Annotated in this window: 25 protein-coding genes and 1 riboswitch; of the genes, 21 read left to right on the top strand and 4 right to left on the bottom strand. The window is 48.5% G+C overall.

Going from position 1 to position 26,884, the window contains the following annotated elements; all coding sequences use genetic code 11:
- Positions 1 to 30 precede the first annotated feature (30 nt).
- The 6 genes from udp (at position 31) to CI595_RS19405 (ending at position 5,687) form a co-directional block, all read left to right on the top strand.
- Positions 31 to 828, top strand: coding sequence for a uridine phosphorylase (gene udp / locus CI595_RS19380; RefSeq protein WP_095175262.1), 798 nt, complete (start codon positions 31 to 33; stop codon positions 826 to 828).
- Positions 825 to 1,238: a cytidine deaminase gene (locus tag CI595_RS19385; protein ID WP_095175263.1), complete on the top strand. Its 414-nt coding sequence runs from the start codon at positions 825 to 827 to the stop codon at positions 1,236 to 1,238. Before udp ends, CI595_RS19385 begins: the two co-directional genes overlap by 4 nt.
- Positions 1,239 to 1,262: 24 nt before the next feature.
- A complete protein-coding gene (locus CI595_RS19390) occupies positions 1,263 to 2,471 on the top strand; it encodes a phosphopentomutase (protein ID WP_095175264.1) in 1,209 nt (402 codons plus the stop codon).
- Complete coding sequence (add, locus tag CI595_RS19395; RefSeq protein ID WP_095175265.1) at positions 2,468 to 3,424, top strand: adenosine deaminase; 957 nt, start codon at positions 2,468 to 2,470, stop codon at positions 3,422 to 3,424. The genes CI595_RS19390 and add overlap by 4 nt, the downstream gene beginning before the upstream one ends.
- Before the next feature lie 272 nt (positions 3,425 to 3,696).
- On the top strand, positions 3,697 to 4,278 hold the full coding sequence (locus CI595_RS19400) for a TetR/AcrR family transcriptional regulator (RefSeq protein ID WP_095175266.1): 582 nt from the start codon (positions 3,697 to 3,699) through the stop codon (positions 4,276 to 4,278).
- Positions 4,275 to 5,687 (top strand): MATE family efflux transporter, encoded by a 1,413-nt coding sequence (locus CI595_RS19405; RefSeq protein ID WP_095175267.1) that lies wholly within the window; start codon positions 4,275 to 4,277, stop codon positions 5,685 to 5,687. The genes CI595_RS19400 and CI595_RS19405 overlap by 4 nt, the downstream gene beginning before the upstream one ends.
- 202 nt (positions 5,688 to 5,889) lie before the next feature.
- Here CI595_RS19405 and CI595_RS26145 read toward each other — a convergent pair whose 3' ends face one another.
- Together CI595_RS26145 and CI595_RS19415 are read right to left on the bottom strand one after the other, a co-directional pair.
- Entirely contained in the window at positions 5,890 to 6,096 is a 207-nt protein-coding gene (locus CI595_RS26145; RefSeq protein WP_147737750.1) for a hypothetical protein, read from the bottom strand.
- A 100-nt stretch (positions 6,097 to 6,196) separates the two neighbouring features.
- The gene (locus CI595_RS19415; protein WP_095175389.1) at positions 6,197 to 7,576 is read right to left on the bottom strand and encodes a TrpB-like pyridoxal phosphate-dependent enzyme; all 1,380 of its coding nucleotides are present in this window, start codon (positions 7,574 to 7,576) and stop codon (positions 6,197 to 6,199) included.
- A gap of 554 nt (positions 7,577 to 8,130) precedes the next feature.
- On the opposite strand from CI595_RS19415, the gene truA reads away from it, so the two are divergent.
- The 11 genes from truA to CI595_RS19470 all read left to right on the top strand — a co-directional run bounded on the left by truA (position 8,131) and on the right by CI595_RS19470 (position 22,837).
- Positions 8,131 to 8,865 carry a tRNA pseudouridine(38-40) synthase TruA gene (gene truA, locus CI595_RS19420; RefSeq protein WP_095175269.1) on the top strand — a complete coding sequence of 245 codons (735 nt, stop codon included), beginning with the start codon at positions 8,131 to 8,133 and terminating at the stop codon, positions 8,863 to 8,865.
- Between the two features lie 189 nt (positions 8,866 to 9,054).
- Positions 9,055 to 11,139 carry a PTS sugar transporter subunit IIC/EAL domain-containing protein gene (locus tag CI595_RS19425; protein ID WP_095175270.1) on the top strand — a complete coding sequence of 695 codons (2,085 nt, stop codon included), beginning with the start codon at positions 9,055 to 9,057 and terminating at the stop codon, positions 11,137 to 11,139.
- Positions 11,136 to 11,588: a PaaI family thioesterase gene (locus tag CI595_RS19430; protein WP_095175271.1), complete on the top strand. Its 453-nt coding sequence runs from the start codon at positions 11,136 to 11,138 to the stop codon at positions 11,586 to 11,588. The genes CI595_RS19425 and CI595_RS19430 overlap by 4 nt, the downstream gene beginning before the upstream one ends.
- Before the next feature lie 270 nt (positions 11,589 to 11,858).
- Positions 11,859 to 13,193 carry a putative aminohydrolase SsnA gene (ssnA, locus tag CI595_RS19435; RefSeq protein WP_095175272.1) on the top strand — a complete coding sequence of 445 codons (1,335 nt, stop codon included), beginning with the start codon at positions 11,859 to 11,861 and terminating at the stop codon, positions 13,191 to 13,193.
- Between the two features lie 23 nt (positions 13,194 to 13,216).
- Positions 13,217 to 16,210 carry a putative selenate reductase subunit YgfK gene (ygfK, locus tag CI595_RS19440; protein ID WP_095175273.1) on the top strand — a complete coding sequence of 998 codons (2,994 nt, stop codon included), beginning with the start codon at positions 13,217 to 13,219 and terminating at the stop codon, positions 16,208 to 16,210.
- Positions 16,211 to 16,425: 215 nt separating this feature from the next.
- Entirely contained in the window at positions 16,426 to 18,099 is a 1,674-nt protein-coding gene (locus CI595_RS19445) for a glutamine--tRNA ligase/YqeY domain fusion protein (protein ID WP_095175274.1), read from the top strand.
- Positions 18,100 to 18,151: 52 nt separating this feature from the next.
- The gene (gene pdxR, locus CI595_RS19450; RefSeq protein WP_095175275.1) at positions 18,152 to 19,636 is read left to right on the top strand and encodes a MocR-like pyridoxine biosynthesis transcription factor PdxR; all 1,485 of its coding nucleotides are present in this window, start codon (positions 18,152 to 18,154) and stop codon (positions 19,634 to 19,636) included.
- 90 nt (positions 19,637 to 19,726) lie between these two features.
- Positions 19,727 to 19,839: riboswitch (TPP riboswitch) on the top strand.
- Positions 19,840 to 19,967: 128 nt separating this feature from the next.
- Complete coding sequence (locus CI595_RS19455) at positions 19,968 to 20,264, top strand: thiamine-binding protein (RefSeq protein WP_095175276.1); 297 nt, start codon at positions 19,968 to 19,970, stop codon at positions 20,262 to 20,264.
- Complete coding sequence (locus CI595_RS19460) at positions 20,233 to 20,997, top strand: ABC transporter permease (protein WP_095175277.1); 765 nt, start codon at positions 20,233 to 20,235, stop codon at positions 20,995 to 20,997. The genes CI595_RS19455 and CI595_RS19460 overlap by 32 nt, the downstream gene beginning before the upstream one ends.
- A 25-nt stretch (positions 20,998 to 21,022) precedes the next feature.
- Positions 21,023 to 22,066 carry an ABC transporter substrate-binding protein gene (locus tag CI595_RS19465; RefSeq protein ID WP_095175278.1) on the top strand — a complete coding sequence of 348 codons (1,044 nt, stop codon included), beginning with the start codon at positions 21,023 to 21,025 and terminating at the stop codon, positions 22,064 to 22,066.
- Positions 22,067 to 22,087: 21 nt separating this feature from the next.
- Complete coding sequence (locus CI595_RS19470) at positions 22,088 to 22,837, top strand: ABC transporter ATP-binding protein (RefSeq protein ID WP_095175279.1); 750 nt, start codon at positions 22,088 to 22,090, stop codon at positions 22,835 to 22,837.
- A 53-nt stretch (positions 22,838 to 22,890) separates the two neighbouring features.
- On the opposite strand, the gene CI595_RS19475 is transcribed toward CI595_RS19470, so the two are convergent.
- Together CI595_RS19475 and CI595_RS19480 are read right to left on the bottom strand one after the other, a co-directional pair.
- Positions 22,891 to 23,412, bottom strand: coding sequence for a hypothetical protein (locus CI595_RS19475; protein ID WP_095175280.1), 522 nt, complete (start codon positions 23,410 to 23,412; stop codon positions 22,891 to 22,893).
- A gap of 88 nt (positions 23,413 to 23,500) precedes the next feature.
- On the bottom strand, positions 23,501 to 24,304 hold the full coding sequence (locus CI595_RS19480) for a Cof-type HAD-IIB family hydrolase (RefSeq protein WP_095175281.1): 804 nt from the start codon (positions 24,302 to 24,304) through the stop codon (positions 23,501 to 23,503).
- A 266-nt stretch (positions 24,305 to 24,570) separates the two neighbouring features.
- Here CI595_RS19480 and CI595_RS19485 point away from each other — a divergent pair, with 266 nt between their 5' ends.
- Genes CI595_RS19485 through CI595_RS19500 form a run of 4 tightly spaced genes read left to right on the top strand, consistent with a single transcriptional unit; the run spans position 24,571 to position 26,870 of the window.
- Entirely contained in the window at positions 24,571 to 25,164 is a 594-nt protein-coding gene (locus CI595_RS19485; RefSeq protein WP_095175282.1) for a Maf family protein, read from the top strand.
- Positions 25,161 to 25,844 (top strand): HAD family hydrolase, encoded by a 684-nt coding sequence (locus tag CI595_RS19490; protein WP_095175283.1) that lies wholly within the window; start codon positions 25,161 to 25,163, stop codon positions 25,842 to 25,844. Before CI595_RS19485 ends, CI595_RS19490 begins: the two co-directional genes overlap by 4 nt.
- Positions 25,822 to 26,610: an HAD family hydrolase gene (locus CI595_RS19495; protein ID WP_095175284.1), complete on the top strand. Its 789-nt coding sequence runs from the start codon at positions 25,822 to 25,824 to the stop codon at positions 26,608 to 26,610. The genes CI595_RS19490 and CI595_RS19495 overlap by 23 nt, the downstream gene beginning before the upstream one ends.
- On the top strand, positions 26,607 to 26,870 hold the full coding sequence (locus CI595_RS19500) for a glyoxalase (protein ID WP_095175285.1): 264 nt from the start codon (positions 26,607 to 26,609) through the stop codon (positions 26,868 to 26,870). Before CI595_RS19495 ends, CI595_RS19500 begins: the two co-directional genes overlap by 4 nt.
- The last annotated feature ends 14 nt before the right edge of the window (positions 26,871 to 26,884 follow it).

The following is a 26,884-nucleotide window of genomic DNA, read 5'->3' on the forward strand; positions in this document are numbered from 1 at the left end:
GCACGTAAATTACAGGAAAGGGATGAATGTATGATCAACTATTCGGAAGTAGAGGGAAAACAATACCACACACAGGTGGGAAGAGGGGATGTGGGGCGCTATGTCATCATGCCGGGCGACCCCAAGCGATGTGAAAAGATCGCAAAGTATTTTGATGATCCCAGGCTGATCGCGGACAGCAGAGAGTATGTGACCTATACGGGTACATTGGAGGGAGAGATGGTAAGCGTAACCTCCACAGGCATTGGCGGCCCCTCTGCATCTATTGCTATGGAAGAACTGGCTGTGTCAGGTGCGGATACTTTTATCCGGATAGGCACCTGCGGGGGGATGGACCTGGATGTGAAGAGCGGTGACATTGTCATTGCCAACGGGGCCATCCGTATGGAAGGGACCAGTAAGGAGTATGCCCCCATTGAGTTCCCGGCTGTACCTGATTTCGGTGTGACAAATGCCCTTGTAAGTGCAGCGGAAACATTGAAAAAACCTTATCATGTGGGAGTGGTGCAGTGTAAAGATTCTTTTTTCGGCCAGCACTCTCCGGAGACAAAACCGGTGGGATATGAGCTTTTAAACAAGTGGGATGCATGGCTGAAGCTGGGCTGCAAAGCGTCAGAGATGGAATCCGCGGCCCTTTTCATTGTGGCCAGCTATCTGAGGGTCCGCGCAGGCAGTGTTTTTCTGGTGGTTGCCAACCAGGAACGGGCCAAAAAAGATCTGCCCAATCCGGTGGTACACGACACGGAAGGTGCGATACAGGTGGCAGTGGAGGCTGTCCGGGAATTGATACGAAAAGAAAAAGCAGGGAAGGGGGACAACAGGGCATGATTCCGGTAACAGAACTGATCCGGCAGGCTGTGGAGGCCATGGGCAAGGCTTATACCCCCTATTCCGGCTTTCAGGTAGGAGCAGCGCTCTGTACAAAAGAAGGGAAAATTTATCAGGGCTGCAATATTGAAAATGCCGCATATACACCCACCAACTGTGCGGAACGGACTGCATTTTTTAAGGCTGTAAGCGAGGGGGAACGGGAATTTTCGGCTATCTGTATAGTAGGCGGAAAGGAAGGTGTGCTCACTGATTTTACAGCACCCTGCGGCGTCTGCAGGCAGGTGATGATGGAATTCTGCAATCCTGAGACTTTTCAGATCATCCTGGCAAAGAATGAGGAAGACTACTGTATATATACCCTGAGAGAGATGCTGCCTATGGGGTTTGGGCCGGATAATCTGGCTTAGAATTTGTTTGGAAAGAGGTTGTAAATGGAAAATAGAGAAAGATTCAGAAGAGTATTTGTGATCGTGATAGATTCCCTGGGGGTGGGCGGCGCTGCGGACGCGGCCCAGTTTGGGGATGCAGGGGCAGACACCCTGGGACATATTGCCTCACATGTAAAAGGATTTTCCCTGCCGAATCTGCAGAAGCTGGGAATCGCAAACCTTCACCCGCTGGAGGGAATCAAGCCTGCAGAACATCCCATGGGGTATTACACAAAGCTGAATGAGATCAGCAGGGGAAAGGACACCATGACAGGCCACTGGGAGATGATGGGGCTGAAGACAGAAAAGCCTTTTATCACCTTCACGGAAACCGGATTTCCGCCGGAATTGATCTCTGAGCTTGAAAAGCGGACCGGGCATAAGGTCATTGGAAATAAAAGTGCCAGCGGAACAGAGATTCTGGATGAGCTGGGGGAGGAAGAAATGGCAACCGGGCATATGATCGTGTATACCTCTGCCGACTCTGTGCTCCAGATCTGCGGCAATGAGGAAACTTTCGGACTTGAAGAACTGTACCGTTGCTGTGAGATCGCAAGGGAACTTACCATGAAAGATGAGTGGAAGGTGGGAAGAGTCATTGCGAGGCCCTATGTGGGCAGGAAAAAGGGCGAATTTAAGCGTACCAGCAACCGCCACGACTACGCGGTAAAGCCCTTTGGAAAAACGGTGCTGAATGCCCTGAAGGATGCAGGGCTGGATGTGATCTCCATTGGCAAGATCAATGATATTTTTGCCGGGGAGGGGATCACAAAAGCACTGAAGTCAAAAAGCTCTGTCCATGGCATGGAACAGACCATCCGGGAAGCAGAAGAGAATGATTTTCATGGGCTTTGTTTTGTGAATCTGGTGGATTTTGATGCCCTTTGGGGGCATAGGAGAGATCCGGAAGGCTATGCCCAAGAGCTCATGCGATTTGATGAGAAGCTGGGAATCCTGCTTCATACCATGAGGGAGGATGACATGCTCATCATCACGGCTGACCATGGAAATGACCCCACCTATACGGGGACAGACCACACAAGAGAACAGGTACCGTTTCTTGCCTGGTCCCCCTCTTTTAAAGAGGGTAAAGAGCTTCCCGAAGCGGATTCCTTTGCTGCGGTGGGAGCCTGTGTGGCTGAGAATTTCGGCATACCTATGCCAAAAGGGACCATTTTTGTATCCCGTAACTATCTGGAGGAATGCAAATGAATACCATTGAGGAACTGAAAAAATATGACCTGCACTGCCATCTGGACGGGTCTCTTTCTGAGGCGGTCATCCGGAAGCTGGCGGCAGGAGCCGGGGTGGAGATCCCGGCAGGAGAAAAGCTTATGGACCTGCTTCAGGTGCAGCCGGACTGCAAAAGCCTGAAAGAGTATCTGGAGAAATTTGATCTGCCGTTGTCCTGTCTGGCGGACAGGGACAGTTTCCGTATTGCTGTGTCTGAGCTGCTGGGTGACGGGGCTAAGGAAAATGTGGTATATATGGAAATCCGGTTTGCGCCTCTTTTATCTGTGCGTGAGGGCCTTACCTGCAGGCAGATCATTGAGGGGGCGCTGGATGGCCTGCAGGAGGGAAAAGAGAAATATGGTGTGGAGGGGAACTTGATCCTCTGCGGTATGCGGCATATGCCGGCGGAACAAAATGTGGAGCTTGCAAAAACTGCCAGGGAATACCTGGGGCAGGGAGTAGCTGCTCTTGACCTGGCAGGAGATGAAGCGGCTTTTCCGGTAAAGCTTCACACCGAAATGTTTGAAACTGCCAGACAACTGGGGATTCCTTTTACCATCCACGCCGGGGAATGCGGCAGTCCGGGGAGTGTGTGGGATGCCATAGCACTGGGGGCTGACAGGATCGGTCATGGAATCGCGGTCAGAAGGGATAAAGAACTGAAAGCCCTGTGTGCTGCAAAGCAGATTCCTTTTGAAATGTGCCCTGTCAGCAACCTGCAGACCAGGGCGGTAAACAGCATGGAAGAATATCCGTTCCTGGAATTTCTGGAGGCCGGTATTCCCGTAACCGTGAATACGGATAACCGGACGGTCAGCAAAACCACCATAACCGGGGAACTGGAACTGCTTCAGGCATATTATCACATCACTTACAGCGATATGGAACTTCTTATGAAAAATGCAGCTCAGGCGGCATTTATCCATAATTGACAAAACTAACACCGTTCGTATATAATATAGATTATACGAACGGTGTTAGTTTTTGGTTTTACCTCATAAATCTGCTTCGCGTGTGTGCATGTTACCGGGGGATACGGGGTGCATCCGCTATGCGCATGAGAAACATAGTATTGAAGCGTGCGTATTTTGGCAGGAAAAAAGGGTGAAGCTGCTATGCGCATGAAAAATATGGCCGGAAAGGACAGCAATCCGGCGTGAGGGACTTGCAGCAGAATTATGTGTTAGAGAATCAAGGAGGCATAATGGGAAGAAAAGGACTGAATACAGAAGTGATCGCGGAGGCGGCCATTGAACTGGTGGAGGAGAAGGGATACCGGAATTTCTCCATGCGTGAGCTGGCAGCCCGTCTGGGAGTACAGCCGGCTTCTCTCTATAATCATGTGAATGGCATAGAGGCAGTTCATAAAGCAGTGGGGCTTCATGGTATCTCCATTCTGGAGAAGGCACTGGAGCAGGCATATGGGTATCAGGATTTTGTAGAAGCGCTTTTTATTATGGCGGATGCATATCGGAAGTTTGCCAAGGACAGCCCGGAACTGTACCAGGCTGTCATAGAGATGCGAACCTCGGAAAATGAGGAACTGCGGCAGAGTATACAGCGTATCATACATCCGTTTCTGGTTCTGATCGGCAGGGAAGTGAAGGACCCGGAGAAGGTGGTGCATTTCCAGCGGATGATGCGGAGCGCGCTTCACGGATTTGTTTCCCTGGAACGGGAAGGGTATCTTACTTATGAACTGACAGACAGCAGCGCCAGCTTTCGGTTTATGGTGGAAAATTTGGCAGGACTTATATTGAGAGAGGGGGAAAAAGAAAAATTATGACAGCAGCAGAAATCACAGCAGAGGAGCGGGAGCGGAGACAGTACGAGAAAATGACAGAGACACCGGTATCCAATCTGATCGTGCGTTTGGGGATTCCTACTATTATAAGTATGCTGATCACCAATATCTACAATACGGCAGATACCTATTTTGTCAGCCGTCTGGGAACCAGCGCCAGCGGTGCGGTGGGAGTGGTCTTCAGCCTGATGGCAATTTTGCAGGCTTTTGGATTTATGTTCGGACACGGGGCGGGAAGCATTATCTCCAGAAAGCTTGGGAAAAGGGACAGGGAGAGTGCCAGCAGGTTTGCATCCACCAGTTTTTTTCTTTCTATTTTGACAGGGATCGCGATAGGCGCAGTGGGAATTTCATTTTTGACCCCGTTTATGAAAGTGCTGGGAAGTACGGATACAATCCTTCCTTTCGCGAAGCAATACGGTTTTTTTATATTGCTGGCAGGCCCTTTTATGACCGGAAGCTGTGTTCTGAATAATATTCTCCGCTACGAGGGGATGGCGGCCTACGCCATGATCGGACTGACCACTGGAGGTATCCTGAATATGATCGGGGACCCGATCTTTATGTTTGGCTTGGATCTTGGGGTGGCAGGAGCCGGCTTGGCGACGGCTCTTTCTCAGATGATCAGTTTTTTTATCCTGCTCTATATGTTTGTGGCAAAGAAAACCCAGAGCAGGCTGTCTATCCGGCTTATGACACGGGACATCCATGAAGTGGGACGGATCATTGCCACAGGATTTCCAAGTCTGATCCGGCAGGGGTTGGGAAGTGTGTCCACTATGCTTCTGAACCATCAGGCCGCAGTATATGGGGACGCGGCGGTGGCGGCTATGAGTATCGTAAACAGAATCTGTATGCTGGTGTTCTCTGTAGGCCTTGGGCTGGGACAGGGATTTCAGCCGGTGGCTGCCTTTAACTACGGCGCAGGGAAATATTCCCGCGTGAAGAAAGGGTTCTGGTTTACAGCAGGGGCCGGTGAGGTGATGCTTGGCAGCTTTGCCATTATCTGTCTTCTGGTTTCCTCAGGCATCATCGGCGTATTCCGGGATGACCCGGAGGTGATCGCCATCGGTGTCTTTGCACTCCGCTGCCAGTGTGTTGCCTTCTTCTTCCAACCCCTCTCTGTCTGTACCAACATGATGCTCCAGAGTGTGGGGGAGAGCAAAAAGGCATCCCTCCTCTCCGCGCTCAGAAGCGGGATCTGTTTTATTCCTTTGATTCTTATATTACCCATGGTGATGGGGCTTAGAGGAGTGCAGATCGCACAGACAGTGGCAGATGTTCTGACCTTTGCCATATCGCTTCCCCTGGTGGCGGCATTTTTAAAGAAACTGCCAAAGGATGAGGGAATGCCTGTTATTCAGTTGGAAGAAGCGGATATGGATGTATGATGGTGGATATGAGTACGGCAGCCTATGCTGCCATGCGTTATAATTTTCATGCAAGACAGGCGCAGCGTATGGAGGATTATATTTATGACAATTATATGTAGAAAAGGAGTTTTATGATTCCCACGTATATTAAATCTTATTTTGGGGTAATTTTGGTCTTATTAGTTTTTGAATACATTTTTCATAAAATATATATTATAATTCATCCAACGTATGCTTCCGGCAAAAAAATAGAGAGACCGCCTGCATATTGGGGGCCTTTTTCCAAAGGGGAGTTTGCAGCCTGGCTTGTCCGGAGTATAGGAGCTCCTACATGGATCTTCCTTGACGGTATTATTTTTCCGAATGCAGTCTCAAAGCTGCATAATAATATAGTGATTGGGGGATTTGTTGTATTTTTTATTATCATACCCATGATCCTAACCATAAAAATCGACAGGTAAAAAAATCGCAAGAAAGCCCCGTATTTCAGACGGAAAATCTGAAGTACGGGGCTTTCAGAGCCTCTATTATTCCTGGATACCAGGTATTTTAGGCAGCCGTGCAAAGCTCTTTTCCAGCTCTGCATCTGTTGGGATATAATCTTTCATAGTTCCGTCCATATAGGACTGGTAAGCATACATATCAAAATAGCCGGTTCCGGTCAGGCCGAAGAGGATGGTCTTGGCCTCTCCGGATTCTTTGCATTTCAGCGCTTCCTGGACAGCGCCGTAGATGGCATGTGCAGATTCAGGTGCCGGAAGGATGGTCTCCTGCTTTGCGAACATGGTGGCTGTCTCGAACACTTTACTCTGTTCCACAGAGATTGCCTCCATAAAGCCGTCGTGATACAGCTTGGAGAGGATAGGAGACATGCCGTGATAACGCAGGCCGCCTGCATGGTTTGCGGATGGGATAAAGTCACAGCCTAAGGTGTACATTCTGGCCAGAGGTGTCACTTTTCCCGTATCACAGAAATCATAAGCGTATTTACCCCGGGTCAGGGACGGACAGGAAGCCGGTTCCACTGCCACAATGCGTGGGCTTGCTTTTCCTGTGAGTTTATCCTGCATAAACGGTGCGATCAGACCGCCCAGGTTGGAGCCGCCGCCTGCACATCCTACCACAACATCTGGGTATTCATCCAGCAGTTCCATGGCTGCTTTGGACTCCAGACCGATAATGGACTGGTGAAGCAGTACCTGGTTCAGCACGGAACCCAGCACGTATTTGTACCCGTCCGTGGAAACTGCTTTTTCCACAGCCTCGGAGATGGCACAGCCAAGGCTTCCTGAAGTACCTGGATTTTCAGCCAGGATCTTACGGCCGATCTCTGTGGTCTCACTGGGACTTGGAACGATCTCCGCATCAAATGTATGGATCACGGATTTGCGGAAAGGCTTCTGCTCGTAGGAACATTTTACCATATAAACGATCAGGGGCAGATGGTAGAAAGAGCAGGCTTCTGCCAGGGCAGTTCCCCACTGGCCCGCACCGGTCTCTGTTGTCAGTCCTTTTAAGCCCTGTTCCTTTGCGTAATAGGCCTGAGCTACTGCGGAGTTTAATTTGTGGCTTCCTGAAGTGTTGTTGCCCTCAAATTTATAGTAAATTTTAGCCGGGGTGTCCAGGTATTTTTCCAGGTTATAGGCACGGATGAGAGGGGAGGGACGGTACATTTTATAAAATTCCTGTATCTCTTCCGGAATATCAATGTAACGGGTTGTATTATCCAGTTCCTGGTGTGCCAGCTTTTCACAGAATACGGGATATAGTTCCTCCTCGGTGATGGGTCTGCCTGTGCCCGGATTTAAAAGGGGGTCGGGAAGATCTTTCATATCTGCCCTCAGGTTATACCACTGTTTTGGCATCTGCTCCTCAGTTAAATAGACTCTGTGCGGAATTTTTTTCATAATTATGTTCTCCTTTCTTATGGCGCGAATCCCGGAGATGGAGTTTAAGTATGTCTGAAAATGCATTCTGACACACTCAGGGGAGGACAGCAGCAATAAAAAAAGCCTCTGCCTCTGCAATTTCTGCAGGGACAAAAGCTTGTTATACAATCTTTTGCGGTACCACCCGGCTTGATGATTTGATCATCCACTCTGTTCATGTACTTCCATACATGGTTCCTTGATAACGGGTGAACATCCCGTCGGGTATTACTTGGAAAAAATTCCTTTCTTCCCGACCTCATAAGTCCATTCAATATCCGTTCTATTATCTTAATCCCACCATTTTAAGACTCTCTGCCGGCAGTTTTACTCTGCCGTTATCAATAAAACCTGGATATTTACTACTCTTATTCTACGGTTTCGCTGTTACGATTATTTATTTTATGTTTATCACTATAGTAGGTGAAAGTGGATTTGTCAAGAGAAAAAGTGAAAAATTTCTCTTTTCGTCGAATGGGATGTCTGATAGAATAGACAAAAACGAAGGCATATTATGAGAAGAGGGATATAAAATGAATTACAGACTGGATATACAGTATGACGGAACACGCTATGAGGGCTGGCAGAGGCAGAAAACCACGGGCAATACCATTCAGGGGAAAATCGAGGAGGTCCTGTCCAGAATGCTGGAGACACCGATCCGGATAGACGGCGCAGGCAGAACAGACGCGGGCGTGCACGCCAAAGGACAGGTGGCGAATGTACACATGGAAACAGATAAAAGCCCTGAGGAGATATGCGCATACCTGAACCGCTATCTTCCGGAGGATATAGGGATTGAGAGAGTAAACCGGGTTAACGAGCGTTTTCACAGCCGTCTTCTGGCTAAGAAAAAGATATATCAGTACAGGATCGCAGCAGGGCATCACAAGAATGTCTTTGAAAGAAAGTATCAGTGCCCTCTTCATGAGGAGCTTGATGTGGATGCCATGAAAAGGGCAGCTCAGCGGCTGACGGGCACCCATGACTTTAAGAGCTTCTGTTCCAACAAAAAAATGAAAAAATCCACAGTGCGGACCATTTACGGCATTGATGTGGAATCACTGCCCGGGGAACTGAGGATCACATACACCGGGGATGGATTTCTCTACAATATGGTGCGGATTCTTACGGGAACCCTGGTGGAAGTGGGAAGAGGGGACAGAAAACCGGAAGAAATGACGGATATCCTGCTGGCCTGTGACAGAGGATCAGCGGGATTCACAGCGCCTGCCCAGGGATTGACACTGCTCCAAGTGGAATATTAGAGCACATCAAAACATTTGGGCGGGCCGAAAGCCCCTTTCAGGCTGCTGTACTGGTATATTTTGGAAGGAGAATAAAGGGTGAAACCTGCCGATTTTAGATTGCAAAAGAGACTCCGGGCATGTAAAATATAATATGCGAGATCATCATTTAACCCCGGGTTTATTTTGGGGTGGCAGAGGGGGCCGTTTATGTATGGAAAAGTATTGAGGACGATCTACAGAATAGAAAATAACAGTGTCATCTCCTCCATCCGAAAAGGATTTACACTATTGATCCCCGCTCTGCTGGTGGGGGCTTTTGCACTGCTCTTCAGGAGCTTTCCGGTGCCTGTGTTTCAGACATTTATAGAAAAGTGGGCAGGGGGTGTGCTGTATCAGATATTAAGTTTTCTCTTTGATTCCACTGTGGGATTTATGTCGGTCTACCTGGTAATGAGCATCAGTTATTACTATGCCGCAACCATGAAAAACAAAGACCAGTTTCTACAGGTCATGGCCATAGTGGTATCCGCCATCTGTTTTGCGGTGTCCTTCGGCGCGGCGAGCGGTTCCATGGAATTAAGTGATCTGGGTCCGGTGGGAGTATTTACAGCCATGTTTGCCGCGGTTGCCGGCACCAGGATCTTTTACTTTTTCTGTGAAAAGGTGTCTCCTGCGTTTAAGTTTCGCTCCGCCGGTTCGGATGTGGATTACCGGAATTCCCTTTCCACTATTTTCCCGCTTTTGTTTTGTGCACTTATTTTTGTGGCCATGAATCTGCTGATCCAGACAATTTTTAAAGCAGATAATCTGAATGATCTGATCACTGATTTTATTGTGGGTCTGTTTCACAACATCAATGACGGTCTGGGGGCAGGGGTCCTGTATGTACTTGTGCTGGATATGCTGTGGGCCTTTGGGATACACGGCGGAAATGCTTTAGAACAGGTGTCCCAGACATATCTGGTGCCAAACGATGCGGTTACAGGGACCGTCATATCGAAATCTTTTTTGGATAATTATGCTTTGATCGGCGGATGCGGTACGTCCATCTGTCTCGTGCTGGCACTGCTGCTGTTTACGGAAAGCAGGGATAACCGGCAGCTTGCACGTTCGGCAGCGCCGGCAGTCTTTTTTAATATCAACGAGATCCTTGTATATGGACTGCCCATTGTATTGAATCCAATCATGATCATCCCTTTTATCCTGACGCCCCTATGTTCCCTGCTGCTTGCCTACGGTGCCGCAGTAAGCGGATTTCTTCCCGTTGTGAAGGAGACTGTCACGTGGACTACACCTGTTTTTTTCAGCGGCTATCTGGCATCCGGCTCCTGGAGAGGGGTGGCAGTACAGGCGGTGATCGTGCTGGTGGGAACAGCCATCTATACACCGTTTGTGAAGCTCTCTGAGCGGGTGAGAAAACTACAGGCGGAGATGCTGCGGAAGGAGCTGACAGAATATCTGAAAGAACAGCAAAAGAACGGCACGGCGGTAAGTCTTCTTGACAGGCGGGACAGCATGGGAATACTGGCAAGAAATATGGCGGCCCAGCTTCGGATCGACGTGGAGGAGAAGAATCTGCCCATGGGTTATCAGCCCCAGTTTAACTGCGAAAGTAAAATGGCAGGTGCAGAGGCACTTTTGCGGTGGCGGTACATGGGGGAGACAGTTTACCCGCCGCTGGCCGTGGCACTTGCCCAGGAGGATGGCTTTTTTGACAGGCTCACGGAATGTGTTATAGAGATTTCCATGAAAGCGTGCAGCAGGCTTTTGACCCTTGGAAGCCCGGTCACCATATCCGCCAATATATCGGGAGAGCAGCTGAATTCTCCACGGTTTGTGGAAAAAGTCATACGGATGGCAGAGTCGTACGGTGTGGCCGGATATTACTGTCTGGAGATCACAGAGGAATCGGCAGTGGACAGAATGGAGGAGATCCCTCAGCATATCAGCAGGCTGAAAGCAGCGGGGATTTTGGCGGCTGTAGATGATTTCAGTATGGGGAGGACCAGTCTGAAGTATCTGCAGCACAACAGTTTTTATGCTGTCAAGCTGGACGGCAGCCTTGTCAGGGGGATTGTGGGCAATAAAAGAAATCAGGAGATCGTATCCTCCATCATCGCTCTTGGCAGGAACCTGGATTTTGAGGTGATGGCCGAATACGTGGAGACAGAGGAAATCCGCAGCCTTTTGGAAAGCATGGGATGCTGCCAGTATCAGGGATACCTGTACAGCCCTGCAGTGCCTCTGCAGGATCTGGAAGAAATGCTGCTGGAACAGAAAGGAAATATATGACTATAGATGAAAAACAGATAAAAATGGAAACAGAGATTCAGCGTGATATAGAAAAAATGTACCCTGTGGACCCGGAACACCTCTATTGTAAAATGGGACTGGAATTTCATTCCTGCAGTGCCGCAGATCATTCCCTGACCCTGCGCTATCCCATACGGGAATGGGAGCTGAACCACATGTCAACTATGCACGGAGGGCTTATAGCGGCAGCAATAGATACCACCAGCGGAGCGCTTACACGCAGCCTGACCGGATGCGCAGTGACCCCCACCATTAACCTGAACATCAATTACCTGCTTCCCGGAACCAGGGAGGATGCACTGCTGGTGACAGCAAAAGCGGACAGAATAGGAAAACATCTTGCGAATATACATACAGAATGCCGTTCTGAGAATAGCGGAAAACTCCTGGCAACAGCCATGGTAAATTTTATGTTGAAAAGAGACTGAGAAAGAGGCCGTCACGGATATCCCACAGCGGAAATCCATGATGGCTTTTTCTTGTGCGGACAGTAATATTTTACCTGAGAGATCGTTGTGTCAGCGTATATTTTTACAGGAAAAACAGACTTTCCGACAGAAATACAAAAAAATTTGTGATGCCTCAAAAATTTTTAGAAAAACACTTGCTATTACTGCAATGTAATGATAAACTAGAGTTAATAAATATGGGAAATGCAAAATACTATCAAGTATGGAATGCGCAAGGAGGTATAAGCTATGTTAATGATTGGGAACGGAAGGCTTGTGACAAGAGATGACCAGGCGCCTTTTTTTGAACACGGCGCAGTAGTTCTGGATGGCAGCGTGGTGAAAAAGGCTGGGGAGGAAGCGGAACTTAGAAAAGAATTTCCGGATGCAGAGTATGTGGATGCAAAAGGAGGGGTGATCATGCCGGCATTTATCAATGCCCATGAGCATATTTACAGTGCCTTTGCAAGGGGCCTGTCCATAGACGGCTACGATCCCCACGGTTTTCTGGATATCCTGGACGGCATGTGGTGGACCATTGACAGACATCTGACACTGGAAGGCACAAAATACAGCGCCTACGCCACGTATCTGGACAGCATTAAAAACGGTGTGACCACCGTATTTGACCACCATGCCAGCTTCTGTCAGATACCGGACAGTCTGTTTACCATCAGTGAGGCAGCAAAAGACCTGGGGATCCGTACCTGTCTCTGCTATGAGATCTCCGACAGGGACGGGATGGAGAAGGCCCGTGAGTCTGTGCTGGAAAATGAAAGATTCGCACGCCATGCGCTGGCGGATGACAGCGATATGATAGCCGGTATGATGGGAATGCACGCATCCTTTACGATATCCGATGAGACAATGGAAATGGCGGCAGCGCACAAACCTGAGGGAGTCGGTTATCACATCCATGTGGCGGAGGGGATTGAAGATCTGCACCACTGCCTGAAGCACTATGGAAAACGGATCGTGGACCGTTTGATGGACTGCGGGATTTTGGGAGAGAAGACACTCCTGGGGCACTGCATTTACATCAATGAGCATGAGATGGATCTGCTGAAAGAGACAGATACTATGGTAGTACATAACCCGGAATCCAATATGGGAAATGCCTGCGGATGTCCTCCGACCATGAAGATCGTGGAGAAGGGGATCCTGACCGGACTTGGCACAGACGGATATACCCATGATATGCTGGAATCCTACAAGGTGGCAAATGTCCTTCACAAACACCATCTCTGTGACCCCAATGCGGCATGGGGAGAGGTTCCCAAGATGCTCTTTGAGGGCAATGCAGGGATCGCAGGCCGCTACTTTAAAAAGGAGCTGGGTGTGTTAAAAGAGGGTGCGGCAGCAGACGTGATCGTCATGGATTATGATCCGCTTACCCCTATGCACGCAGGAAATATCAACAGCCATGTACTGTTCGGCATGAGCGGAAGGCAGGTAAACACCACCATCTGTAACGGTAAGATCCTTATGAAAGACAGGGAAGTCCTGGTTGCGGATGAAGCGGAAGTTATGGCAAAATGCAGGGAAGAAGCAAAGAGATTAGCAGATTCTATTAATGGAAGATAAGGTATTTATGGGAGGTTTTTATTATGGGCGATAAGATGACATGTATGCCGTTTTCCCAGATCATGGACTGGATTCTAGAGGAAAACAAGGCCAGTAAAACGGTGTTCGGAACACATAAAAAGTACGTGGCAAAAGAGGCAAAAGCGGAGATCTTCGGAAGGGATCTGGAGACTCCCATAGGCCCCGCAGCCGGTCCGCATACACAGCTTGCTCAGAACATTATTGCAGCATATTATACAGGCAGCCGTTTCTTTGAGCTGAAGACCGTGCAGATCATGGACGGCGCGGAGTTGTCCGCCTGCGTGAACAAACCCTGTATCCTGGCTGAGGATGAGGGGTATAACTGTGAATGGTCCACAGAGCTTACGGTGCCGGATGCCATGAGCGAGTATATCAAAGCATGGTTTGCCCTGCATGTGATGGCAAAAGAGCTGGGTCTGGGGGCCCAGGACGGATTCCAGTTTAATATCAGCGTGGGTTATGACCTGGCAGGGATCAAATCAGAAAAAATAAATCATTTCATTGACACTATGATGCATGCAGGTCAGGATGCCACATTTGCAGAATGCAGAAAATGGCTGCTTGAAAATATCGGCAGATTTGAGAAATATACAAAAGAAGATGTGGAAGCAATCCCGGAGGATATCTGTAATTCCGCCACCATTTCCACCCTTCACGGATGCCCGCCTCATGAGATCGAGAGCATAGCTAACTACCTGCTCACAGAAAAGCATATCCATACCTTTGTGAAATGTAATCCCACACTTCTGGGATATGAATTTGCCAGAAAGACCATGGATGACATGGGATATGATTATATGATGTTCGGTGATTTCCACTTTAAGGATAATCTGCAGTATGGGGACGCGGTTCCCATGTTCACAAGGCTTATGAAGCTTTCAGAGGAACTGGGGCTGTCTTTCGGGGTGAAGATAACCAATACCTTCCCGGTGGATGTGACCAGAGAGGAACTGCCCAGTGAGGAGATGTATATGTCCGGCAAGGCATTGTTCCCGCTGTCTATCTCCCTGGCGGCAAAGCTTTCAAAAGAGTTTGACGGACGCCTGCGGATCGCCTATTCCGGCGGTGCGGATTATTTCAATATATCCAGGATCGTGGGAGCCGGTATCTGGCCGGTGACCGTGGCGACCACACTTTTAAAACCGGGTGGATATAACCGCAGTGCGCAGATGGCTGAACTGCTGGCGCAGGATGGCCTGAAACCTTTTGCCGGTGTGGACGTGGAGGCGGTCACAAAGCTTGCCGAGGATGCAAAACGTGATGTGCACCATGTAAAACCCATAAAACCCCTTCCAAACCGCAAGGTTCAGGACAATGTTCCGCTTATGGACTGTTTTATGGCTCCCTGTGAGGCTGGATGCCCCATTCATCAGGATGTGAGCAATTATATGGAACTTGCCTCTGCAGGTAAATACGAGGAGGCATTGGAAGTGATCCTTGACAAGAATCCACTTCCGTTCATCACCGGAACAATCTGTGCCCATAATTGTATGAACAAATGTACCAGGAATTTCTATGAAGATCCTGTGCACATCCGGAATGTAAAGCTTGAAGCAGCCGAAAAAGCCTATGATGCGGTAATGGAAAAACTGGCTGTTCCTGAAAGGACAGCAGGCAAAAAAGCAGCAGTTATCGGCGGCGGCCCAACCGGAATGGCAGCAGCTTATTTCCTGGCAAGAGGCGGTGCAGATGTTACTGTTTTTGAAAAAGAAAATGCTCTGGGCGGAGTTGTGGCACACGTGATCCCTGACTTCAGGATCTCAAAGGAAGCCATAGAAAAAGACGCTGCCATCATCCGCAAAATGGGTGTAAAAGTGGAGCTTGGAAAAGAAGTATCTTCTGCCAAAGAGCTGAAAGACCAAGGTTTTGACGCTGTATTTTTCGCCGCAGGAGCCGGAAAACCGGGTGTATTAAAACTGGAAAAAGGGGAACCTGTGGACGCTGCAGAGTTCCTGAAAGAGTTCAAGGCAAAAGACGGGGATGTGGATCTTGGAAAACATGTGGTTGTCATCGGCGGAGGCAACACAGCCATGGATACAGCCAGAGCAGCCAAACGCACAAAAGGTGTGGAGCATGTCTATCTGGTATACAGAAGAACCAGACGTTATATGCCTGCTGACGCGGAAGAACTGATACTGGTACAGGAGGAAGGCATTGAGTTTAAAGAGCTGTTGTCCCCGGTATCTATGGAAGATGGAAAATTGCTGTGCAGGAAGATGAAACTGGGAGAGATGGATGCTTCCGGAAGAGCTTCTGTGGAAGAGACCGGCGAGGAGGAAACTGTGCCTGCAGATACCGTGATCGCGGCTGTAGGAGAGCGTGTGGATACTGCGCTATATCAAGCGAACGGGCTTCCTCTTGACAACAGAGGAAAGGTTGTGGCAGACAGTGCCACACTGGAAGCCTGCAGCGGCATCTATGTGATCGGTGACGGTCTGGGCGGTCCGGCCACCGTGGTGGAAGGAATCCGGGATGCGCAGAAAGCGGCGGCAGCATTCCTTCAGAAAGCAGTCGTTTCTGAACTGGAAAAAGAGGGCTGTGAGGAATCCTGTTACAGCAAAAAAGGCTTACTGGACAGTGAAAAGGAACCGGCCAAAGAAAGCGGCAGATGTCTGAACTGTGCATATGTCTGTGAGAACTGTACCGATGTATGTCCAAACAGAGCCAACATTGCCGTCAAAGTGCCCGGTATGGCTATGCGCCAGATCGTCCATGTGGATTATATGTGTAACGAGTGCGGCAACTGTAAGACCTTCTGCCCGTACTCCAGTGCTCCTTATAAAGACAAATTTACCTTGTTCGCGGATGAGGCTGACATGGAAGACAGTGAGAACAACGGTTTTGTGGTCCTTGACCGAAAAGAGAAACGGGTAAAGGTGCGTCTCTTTGGCGGACCGGTGGAAATCCTTTTGGATGATGAAAATCCCGCGGTTCCGGCAGGACTTCGGAAGATCATGGATGCAGTCATATCTGATTACGGGTACATGATTCCGTAATTGCGCTTATCCATGAAAGAACAGGGGCCGGCAGATTGGGCTTCCCCGGAAAAATAAGGCCGTTGTCAGGTTTTGGGCAGAAATTGCCTGAGAAAAAGCCTGACAACGGCCCTTTTAAATTTTTTCCTATAAAGCCTTTGAAAATTACCATTTTTATGGTAGTATATTTCTTAGACAAAAAATTACCATAAATATAGATGATGGAGGAACTGTAAGTGGAAAAGGAAACAGCAAAAGAAACCGTTTCTAAAAACTTTATTGAACAGATTATCGACAAGGATTTAGAGGAAGGAAAGTACGAGGAGATTTGTACCCGTTTTCCGCCGGAACCCAACGGATATCTGCATATCGGACATGCAAAATCCATCCTGCTCAACTACGGTCTGGCACAGAAGTATCACGGCAAATTCAACATGCGTTTTGATGATACCAACCCCACAAAAGAAAAAGTGGAGTTTGTGGAATCCATTAAAGCGGATATCAAATGGCTGGGTGCAGACTGGGAGGACCGTCTGTATTTTGCGTCCGATTATTTTGAACAGATGTATGAGGCAGCCGTTAAGCTGATCAAAAAAGGCAAGGCTTTTGTCTGTGACTTATCTGCAGAGGAGATCCGTGAATACCGGGGAACCCTCACGGAACCCGGCAAGGAAAGCCCATACAGGAACAGAAGCATGGAGGAGAACCTGGACCTGTTTGAGCGCATGAAAAACGGAGAGTTCGAGGACGGAAGCAAAGTGCTCCGCGCCAAGATTGATATGGCCTCCCCTAATATTAATATGAGAGATCCTGTCATCTACCGTGTGGCTCATATGACACATCACAATACCGGGGACAAATGGTGTATTTACCCCATGTACGATTTTGCCCATCCCATTGAGGATGCCATTGAGGGTGTGACCCACTCAATCTGTACTCTGGAATTTGAGGACCACCGTCCTCTTTACGACTGGGTTGTGAAGGAACTGGAATACCCGCATCCGCCCAAGCAGATCGAGTTCGCAAAACTGTACCTGACCAATGTGGTGACCGGAAAGCGTTATATCAAGAAACTGGTTGAGGACGGCATTGTGGACGGATGGGATGATCCCCGTCTGGTGTCTATTGCCGCTCTGCGAAGACGTGGATTTACACCGGAGTCCATCAAAATGTTTGTGGATCTCTGCGGCGTGTCAAAGGCCAACAGTTCCGTGGATTACGCTATGTTAGAATACTGCATCCGCGAGGACCTGAAGATGAAGAAACCTCGTATGATGGCAGTTTTGGACCCGCTGAAGCTGGTGATCGACAACTATCCGGAGGATCAGATCGAATATCTGGAAGTTGCCAACAACATGGAAAACCCGGAACTCGGCAGCAGAAAAGTACCTTTTGGAAGAGAACTGTATATTGAGCGTGAGGACTTCATGGAAGTACCGCCGAAAAAATACAAACGCCTCTATCCGGATAATGAAGTGCGCCTCATGAATGCTTACTTTGTAAAATGCACCGGATTTGAAAAGGACGAAAATGGCAATATAACTGTCGTTCACTGTACCTATGATCCGGAGTCAAAGGGAGGAAATTCCCCTGACGGCAGAAAAGTAAAAGGAACCATTCACTGGGTAGCCGGGAAAACCGCAGCAAAAGCGGAATGCCGCCTGTATGAAAATATTGTGGATGAGGAAAAGGGTGTCTATAACAAAGAGGACGGAAGCCTGAACTTAAATCCCAACTCCCTGGTGGTATTGAAAGACTGTTATGTGGAGCCGGCACTGGCCGAGGCCCAGGCGTATGACAGCTTCCAGTTTGTGAGAAACGGCTTTTTCTGTGCTGACTGTCATGATTCCAAACCGGGAGAGCCGGTCTTTAACAGGATCGTTTCTTTGAAAAGTTCCTTTAAATTATAGAAGATATGTGTGCATATTTTCTATCGCTCAATCATGGATCAGAGAAAAAAGAATGAACGATTTGATTATTTCATTGGATACCAAGGCGGGAGCGCCTTTGTACGAACAGATATGTGAATATTTTAAGCAGGAAATCCAGGAAGGACGGCTTGCCGCAGGAATGCGGCTGCCGTCCTCCCGCGCACTTGCGGGAAATCTGTCTGTGAGCAGGAGCACCGTGGATTTGGCCTATGACCAGCTGGTCTCAGAGGGATATATTGAGGCGGTCCCGTGCAAGGGATATTTTGTATGCGACATCGAAGGGCTTTATTACGGCACGGGCGGAAGAGAGAAAACGCGTGAGACAGGAAGAAAAGCATGGTCTGACAGTCCTCAAAAAGGCGGCAGCGTGGGCATGGGGGAGGAACGAAAGGCAGAGACGGACAGGGATAAATATGCGTACGATTTTGCCCTGAACGGAATTGCCCCCGGCAGTTTTCCCCACAATGCATGGCGGAAATTGTCGCGGCAGGTCTTGACAGATGCGCAGGATGCGCTCTTCGCACTGGGGGATCCCTGCGGGGAATTGTCTCTTAGACAGGCTGTCTCTGCGTATCTCTATCAGGCCAGGGGTGTCCACTGTGAACCGGAGCAGATCCTTGTGGGGGCGGGGAATGATTATCTTTTGATGCTGCTGTGCACCATTCTCGGGAAAGACAGAAAAATTGCCATGGAGAACCCTACATACAGAAGTGCCTGGCATGACTTTGGGCATATGGGATTTGAGAGGTGCATCGTAAACCGGGACACACAGGGAATTGATGTACATGACCTGGAGCAGACCGGAGCGGATATGGTCTATGTCATGCCCTCCCACCAGTTTCCCATGGGGACGGTCATGCCCCTGAAACGCCGCCTGTCGCTCCTGAAATGGGCCGGGAGGGGAGACCGCTACATCATCGAAGATGACTATGACAGTGAATTCCGTTACAAAGGAAAGCCCATACCTGCCTTACAGGGATTTGATAAGGAAGAGCGGGTCATCTATCTTGGTACTTTCTCAAAGTCTATCGCACCCTCCATCCGGATCAGTTATATGGTACTGCCAAAGAAACTGATGCAGCGGTATCTGAGCGGGGAGAATCCCTTCTCCGTCACGGTTTCCAGGGCGGATCAGAGGATCCTTGAGCTTTTTTTGAGGGAAGGCTATTACGAGCGGCATTTAAACAGAATGCGCAGTCTCTATAAAGGAAAACATGATCTGCTCCTGCACTGGCTGAAAGAGGGCTTGGGAAACGTATGCACCTGTTCCGGTGAAAATGCGGGGGTCCATCTGCTGGTACATTTTAAAAATGGATCATCCGAACAGGAAGCAGTGGAAAGGGCAGCAAAAGCCGGTGTCAGAGTTTACGGATTGTCCGAATTCCTGGTCAGCGGTAAGGCACCTCAAATGCCGGCAACGGTTCTTCTGGGATATGCCACCATGTCGGAGGAAGACTTGGAGGAAGGCATGAAAAGGCTTGTGAAAGCCTGGAATGGAAGAGAAAAGAGTTACTGAGAACGGAGTGGTTACTGTACACGGAGTGAACAGTAACATTAAAAAGCCGGAGGATTGGCTTGACAATTATTTTACAATGAAGTACACTTGAGAAGACAACAGGGGAGCTGGAGAGAAGTCCGGCTGAGAGTAAAACCGTAATCGTTTTTCACCCTTAACCTGATCCGGGTAATGCCGGCGTAGGGAGCATAAGAGAGGCACTGCAGGCCAGTGCGCATTCGTTCTGATAACCAGCTCCTGTTCAGGTAAAACCTGCCGGGAGCTTTTATATTGTAAAAAACCCTGCAGACAAAAAGTGAAACTTATAAGGATTCTAAGGAGGAAAAGAAAAATGAATGCAAGTGTAGCGATCCAGACATTGCCGGAGGCAAAGAATGACGAGGAATTGATCCGTATTGTGGACGAGGTGATTGATTATATTAAGAGTACAGGGCTGAACTACTATGTAGGGCCTTTTGAGACCGCCATTGAGGGTGACTATGATGAACTGATGGATATTGTAAAAGAGTGCCAGCATATTGCAGTCCGTGCAGGTGCGCCTTCCGTTGCGGCCTATATCAAAGTGTCTTATAAGCCAGAAGGAGATGTGCTGACCATTGAGAAAAAAGTTACAAAGCATCACCAGTAAGCTGTGGGCAGCAACCGCCCTTTTTGCGATCCTGCTCATCTGGCAGATCGTCTCCATGGCAGGTCTGGTTCCCAACTTTATGCTTCCCTCGCCGCTGCAGGTACTGAAAGCTTTTGGCAGTGAGTTTCCATTGCTTATGGAAAATTCCGGGGTTACGCTTCTTGAGGCGGCAGCGGGACTGCTCTGCGGTGTGGCTTTTGGGTTTATCATGGCGGTCCTCATGGATCGTTTTGAAAAACTTTACAAAGCCTTTTATCCGCTGATCGTCATCACCCAGACTGTGCCCACAGTAGCCATAGCACCGCTTCTTGTGCTGTGGTTTGGGTATGAGATGCTGCCAAAGGTTATCCTGATCGTAATTGTGACCTTCTTCCCTATCACCATAGGGCTTCTGGAAGGCTTCCGTTCTGCGGATAAGGACATGATGAATCTTTTAAAAAGCATGGGGGCAGGCAATTTTCAAATATTCAGATATATTAAAATGCCCGGTGCCATGGGACGTTTTTTTGCCAGTCTCCGTATTTCCGCTTCCTATTCTGTTGTGGGTGCGGTTATCTCAGAGTGGCTGGGTGGGTTTTCCGGGCTTGGTGTGTATATGATCCGTGTGAAAAAGGCGTTTGCTTTTGATAAGATGTTTGCGGTTATTTTTCTGATATCCATTATCAGCCTTCTTCTTATGAAGCTGGTGGATATCCTGCAGAAAAAATGCATGCCCTGGGAAAAGGCAAAATAAGACAGAAAAGAGAGGACAATAGAGGATGAAAAAGAAGATCTTGGCGGCTTTCCTTGCCGTCTGCATGCTCACATCCATGACTGCCTGCGGCAGCAGTGAGGACAAAGGAAACAAGGATTCTGCCGCAGAAAATACAGGGGATAAAGACAGCGGTTCAGAGGAGCTGGAAAAGCTTACTTTCGTGCTGGACTGGACGCCTAATACGAACCATACCGGACTTTATGTGGCAAAAGAGAAAGGCTATTTTGAAAAAGAAGGTCTCGATGTGGAGATCGTACAGCCCCCGGAGGACGGCGCGGACGCTCTGGTGGCATCAGGAAAGGCACAGTTTGGTGTCTCTTTCCAGGACAGTATGGCTCCGGGTGTGGCAGGTGAAAATGCGCTGCCAAGCACAGCGGTAGCTGCACTGATCCAGCATAATACATCCGGTATCATATCCAGAAAAGGAGAGGGGCTGGATACCCCCAAAGGCCTGGAAGGAAAGAAATACGCAACCTGGGATGGACCGATCGAGAAAGCTATGGTGCAGAATGTGGTGGAAAAAGACGGCGGGGATTTCTCCAAGGTGGAGATGATCCCAAGCACGGTCACAGACGAAGTGTCTGCCCTGAAATCAAAATCCGTGGATGCTATCTGGATCTTCTACGCATGGGCAGGTATTGCCACAGAGGTTGCAGACCTGGAGACGGATTATTTTGCATTTAAGGATATCAATCCGGTATTTGATTACTATACACCGGTTGTGATCGCCAACAATGATTTCCTGGAAAAAGAGCCGGATACGGCAAAGGCATTTTTAAGAGCATTGAAGCAGGGCTATGAGGAGGCCATTGAAGACCCGGACGGGGCAGCGGATATTCTTCTGGAAGCTTCCCCGGAACTGGATGAAAAACTGGTGAAGGCCAGCCAGGAATACTTAAAAGACCAGTATAAAGCGGAAGTCGGTCAGTGGGGTTATATAGACCCGGCCAGATGGAATGCCTTCTATAGCTGGCTGAATGAAAGCGGGTTGTCAGAGGCAGAGATTCCGGAAAACGCGGGATTTTCCAATGACTATCTGCCGGAATAAAACGAAGCTCCGGAGGTAAATATGGCAGAATTAAAGGTTTCAAATGTAAGTAAATCCTTTGACGGAGTAAAAATTCTGGAGGATATTACCATTGCCCTTCATGACCAGGAACTGGTATGCCTTTTAGGGGTCAGCGGCGGCGGAAAGACTACCCTTTTTAATGTGATCTCCGGGCTGGAAAAACCGGAAGAGGGGCATATATATCTGGATGGAAAGGAGATCACGGGCTGTCCCGGAAATGTAAGCTATATGCTGCAGAAGGACATGCTCCTCCCGTACCGCACCATTGAGGATAATGTGGCCCTTTCTCTTCTCATAAAAGGGGAGAAGAAAAAGGCCGCAAGGGAAAAAGTGCAGCCTTATTTTCAGGAATTCGGCCTGGAGGGAACACAGAAGAAATATCCGGGGCAGCTCTCAGGCGGTATGCGCCAGAGGGCAGCCCTTCTAAGGACCTACCTGTTTTCCCGAAAACTGGCCCTTCTGGATGAGCCGTTTTCGGCCCTTGACACCTTGACAAAGAGTGCTATGCATAAATGGTACCTTCAGGTGATGGAACAGATACATCTGTCCACGATCTTTATCACCCATGATATTGATGAGGCCATATTATTGTCAGACAGGATCTATCTGCTCACCGGTAAACCGGGACGGATCACGCAGGAAATTCGTATCCGGGAACCACGTCCAAGGCCGGGTGATTTTAATCTGTCAGAGGAATTTCTGCACTACAAACGGCAGATACTGGAAAATCTCGATGCCGGTCAGGAGTAAAATAAAAGAAAGCCCCCGGGATTTGGCTTGTACAAGTCACCGGGGGGTCTGTGTTATTCTGTTTTCTCTGTATTCTCAGAACTGCTGTTTTCCATGGCTTTTTTTGCGTTTTCCATTCTTGCTTTCAGGTCCTCAGATACCTGTTCCACGCTTTTTTCCACAGCGTCTTTTACGTCCTTGGCAGTTTCAGCAGCGCCGTCTTTGGCAGTTTCGGCAGCGTCTTTTAAGTCCTCTTTTACATCCTCTGCAACGTCTTTTACATCTTCTGCCAGATCATCCAGATCCATGTCATCATCCTCGAAAATGTCCTCATCGTCCAGGTCATCCAGAATGTCATCTGTATGTTCTTTTACTTTATTCACAGTCTCTTCTACGGTTTTTTCTACTTTTTCTTTCAGCTTGCTTGCTACATTTTTAGCAGATGCAGCGGTTTCCTTTACATTGTCCTGGAAATCGGCAAAATCTTCTTCCAGATCAGGATCTTCTTCTTTCTGTTTCTTTAAATAATAAAATGCCGCACCTGCAGCCGCACCGATTACACTAAATCCCAATAATTTTTTTCCAAAGCTACCCATATTAATCCCTTTCCTTTCAAATGACTATTTTTAGTATTACCATTATAATACTTTTTAACAGAATATTGGAAGACCTATTTTATAAATTTTACATGAACTTTTCGATGATTTCAGCCACTCCGCCCTGGTTATTGTCCAGTATGGTGATATGATCCGCATGGTCTTTGGCCTCCTGGGTGCCGTTTTTCATGCAGACCGCAAAGCCTGCAGCATCCAGCATGGTCAGGTCATTTTCAGCGTCTCCTATACCGATGGTCTGTTCTATGGGCACATGCAGATACTGACAGAGCCAGCGGATAGCAGCGCCTTTCGATACACCCTCCATAACGTGTTCCAGGTAATACTCACTGGAGAAGAAAATGGAGACCTTTCCCTTTGCCCAGGGAAGCATAAAATCCCGGTATGCCTCGTGTTTTTTTCTGTCATCCAGACACGAAGTCAGCACTTTGACAGGCTCCTCTTCGAGGTGTTCCAGAAGGTTCGGATCAACCCGTACTTCCATCTGGGAGGACCAGTGATACTGGGCGGCCTCCGGCCTGTCTTTGGGGGTGACAACGTAATCTCCCTCGTAGGTCTGGCAGTAAAGGTCAAAACGTGCAGCCTGCTCAAAAATGTATTTCACGTAGGACATGGGCATGGTGTTTTGGCAGAGGATATCACCGCTGCAGCAATCGTAGATCATGCCTCCGTTGTAGAGAATGGCATAGCACCCCTTCTGATCCAGCCCCAGTCTGTCCACAAATTTTTTTGCGGAAAAATAGGAGCGCCCGGTGCAGATCACCACAGCATTTCCTTTTGAAAGGGTTTGTTTTACGGCTGCGGAGTTGACTTCGGGAATCTGTTTTTCATCGTTGAGCAGTGTGCCGTCCAGGTCAGTAAAAAGTATTTTCATAAATAGCTCCTCTAATTCTGTGTTAAGCAATGGCAAGTGGCTTTCCTGGTGTCTATTATATCCTATATCTCCGGGTTTTTAAAGGGGAAATAAGTTTTGACAGGCACAGGGGAGTTTTTGCCTGTACCTTTTAAATAGTTTCTGGTAAAATAATATCAGATTTTGCAGAACCAAGGAGAAAAATTTGGCAAAAAATTATATTGCGTGGAAGAGGGAGAGACGCTATACTTAAAAAAGTATTGAGAGGAAGGAAGCAGGGAATAAATATGAAAAAAATAATATTAGCCAGTGCTTCTCCAAGACGCAGGGAACTGTTGGAGCAGATTGGGGCATCCTTTGATGTATGCCCTAGCAATGCGGAGGAGATCATAACATCCAGTCTGCCCCAGGAGGTGGTACAGGATTTATCCCGCTGTAAGGGCAGAGAGGTTTTTGAAAAGACATGCGGGGATGTGCTGGTGATCGGAGCAGATACCGTGGTGGCTTTTCAGGATTCCACTCTGGGAAAACCTGCGGATGAATGTATGGCCAGGGACATGCTCGGGCGACTACAGGGCAATACCCACCAGGTATACACGGGCGTGACCCTTCTTTTGCGGCAGAATGGTGCTGAGACAGAAAAGAGCTTTTTTGAAAAGACAGAGGTTGTTTTTTATCCCATGTCTGAGCAGGAAATTGACGCCTATGTGAGGACCGGGGAGCCAATGGACAAGGCAGGTGCCTATGGAATCCAGGGCAGATCCGCAGTCTTTGTGGAGAAGATAGACGGTGACTACAGCAATGTGGTGGGCCTTCCTCTGGCCAGGCTCTATCAGGAGTTAAAGCATATGGGAATAGACATAAAGGAGTGGCATTCATGATTCGGGCATGTATATTTGATTTGGACGGAACCATAGCGGACACGGTGGAATCCATCGGTGTAGTAGGAAACAGGCTTCTTTGTCATTATGGACTCCCCAAGCGGCAGATCCGGGAGTATAATTATTTTGCAGGGGATGGGGCCGATGAACTGGTGAAGCGGATCCTAAAAGCTTCCGGCGGTACGGAAACGGTGGATTATGAGGAGGCAAAAGCACTCTACAGGAAATGGTTTGAAGAGGACCCTTTTTACCATGTAAAACCATTTGACGGTATTGTGGAGCTGCTTGAAGCGCTGAAAGCGGAGGGGATATCTATTGCCGTATTTTCCAACAAGCCTCATCACGCAGCCGTGGATGTTGTGAAGCGGATCTTTGGTGAAGGGCTGTTCGATGAAGTACAGGGACAGACAAAAGAAGTTCCAAGAAAACCGTCCCCGGTTGGCGCGCTGGCTATTGCGGGCAGGCTTGGGGTCACACCCAAGGAATGTCTGTATCTGGGGGATACCAATACGGATATGGATACGGGGAAGGCCGCGGGAATGTTTACAATAGGCGTTACATGGGGATTCCGTCCCAGAAAAGAGCTGGAAGAGCATCAGGCTAAGAAAATAGTGGACAGACCGGAAGAGGTGCTGGCATTTGTGAAGGAGAGAAACCATGCTGAAACTCATTGCCAGTGATCTGGACGGAACGCTTCTGCAGGGCACAAGGGAAATTTCCCGGGAAGCGGTAGAGATGATCAAAAAACTATCCGGAATGGGTATCTTATTTGCCGCAGCCAGCGGAAGGCAGTATCCGAATCTGCGCAGGTTATTTGCGCCCGTGAAGGATGAGATCGCATATATTTGTGAAAATGGGGCACTTGTGGTCTATCAGGGCAGAGTCCTACATAAAGATGTGTTTGACAGGACATTAGGAGATGAGATACTGGAGAGCATTCTTAAGAAGGAAAGCGCGGAGGCTCTGGTCTCCGGTGAGAGCACATGTTATATCCAGCCAAAGCAAGCCTCTTTTTATGACCATATCGCTAATTTTGTAAAAAATGATGTGACTCTTATGGATGATATTTTCCGTATAGAGGAACCATACCTGAAGATATCGGTGTATGAGGAGGCCGGGGTGGAGGAGATCTATCCTTACTGGAAAGAAAAATTCGGGGAGAGAGCCACTGTTGTGACTTCCGGATTTGCCTGGCTGGATATGATGCCAAAAGGCGCGGATAAGGGAAACGCCATGCAGATACTGCAGCAGAGCCTGAATATCAGACCGGAGGAGTGCGCAGCCTTCGGTGACAATTATAATGATCTGGAGATGCTTTCCAGGGTAAAGTACAGCTATGCCGCAGGTGATGCAAAAGAGGCAGTGAAAAAGGCGTGCAGAGCAGAAACAAAACGGGTGGAAACCGTTTTAAATAAAATAATCATTAAAGGAGGATATGTAGAATGAACGAATTCAGTGATGAATGCTTACTCACATTTTTACAGAATCAGGGGCAGTTGTTTGCCGAGCCGGTGGCGGAGACTGTGGAGGAGGCTGAGGCCTTTCTGGAAGACTGCATGGCTGTTGTGGTTGATTCTATTGAGGAAGTCAGGGAGTATTTTGAGGAAAACGGGATGGATGTGGATGGAATGTCCCTGGACGAGATCGAGGAGGCAAGTGAGGTGTTTTCACTGCCTAACGGGCAGTATTTGATCGTGGAGGGATAAAGATGGAGTATTGC

The organism is Blautia hominis (assembly GCA_002270465.1).
GTDB lineage: Bacteria > Bacillota > Clostridia > Lachnospirales > Lachnospiraceae > Blautia > Blautia hominis.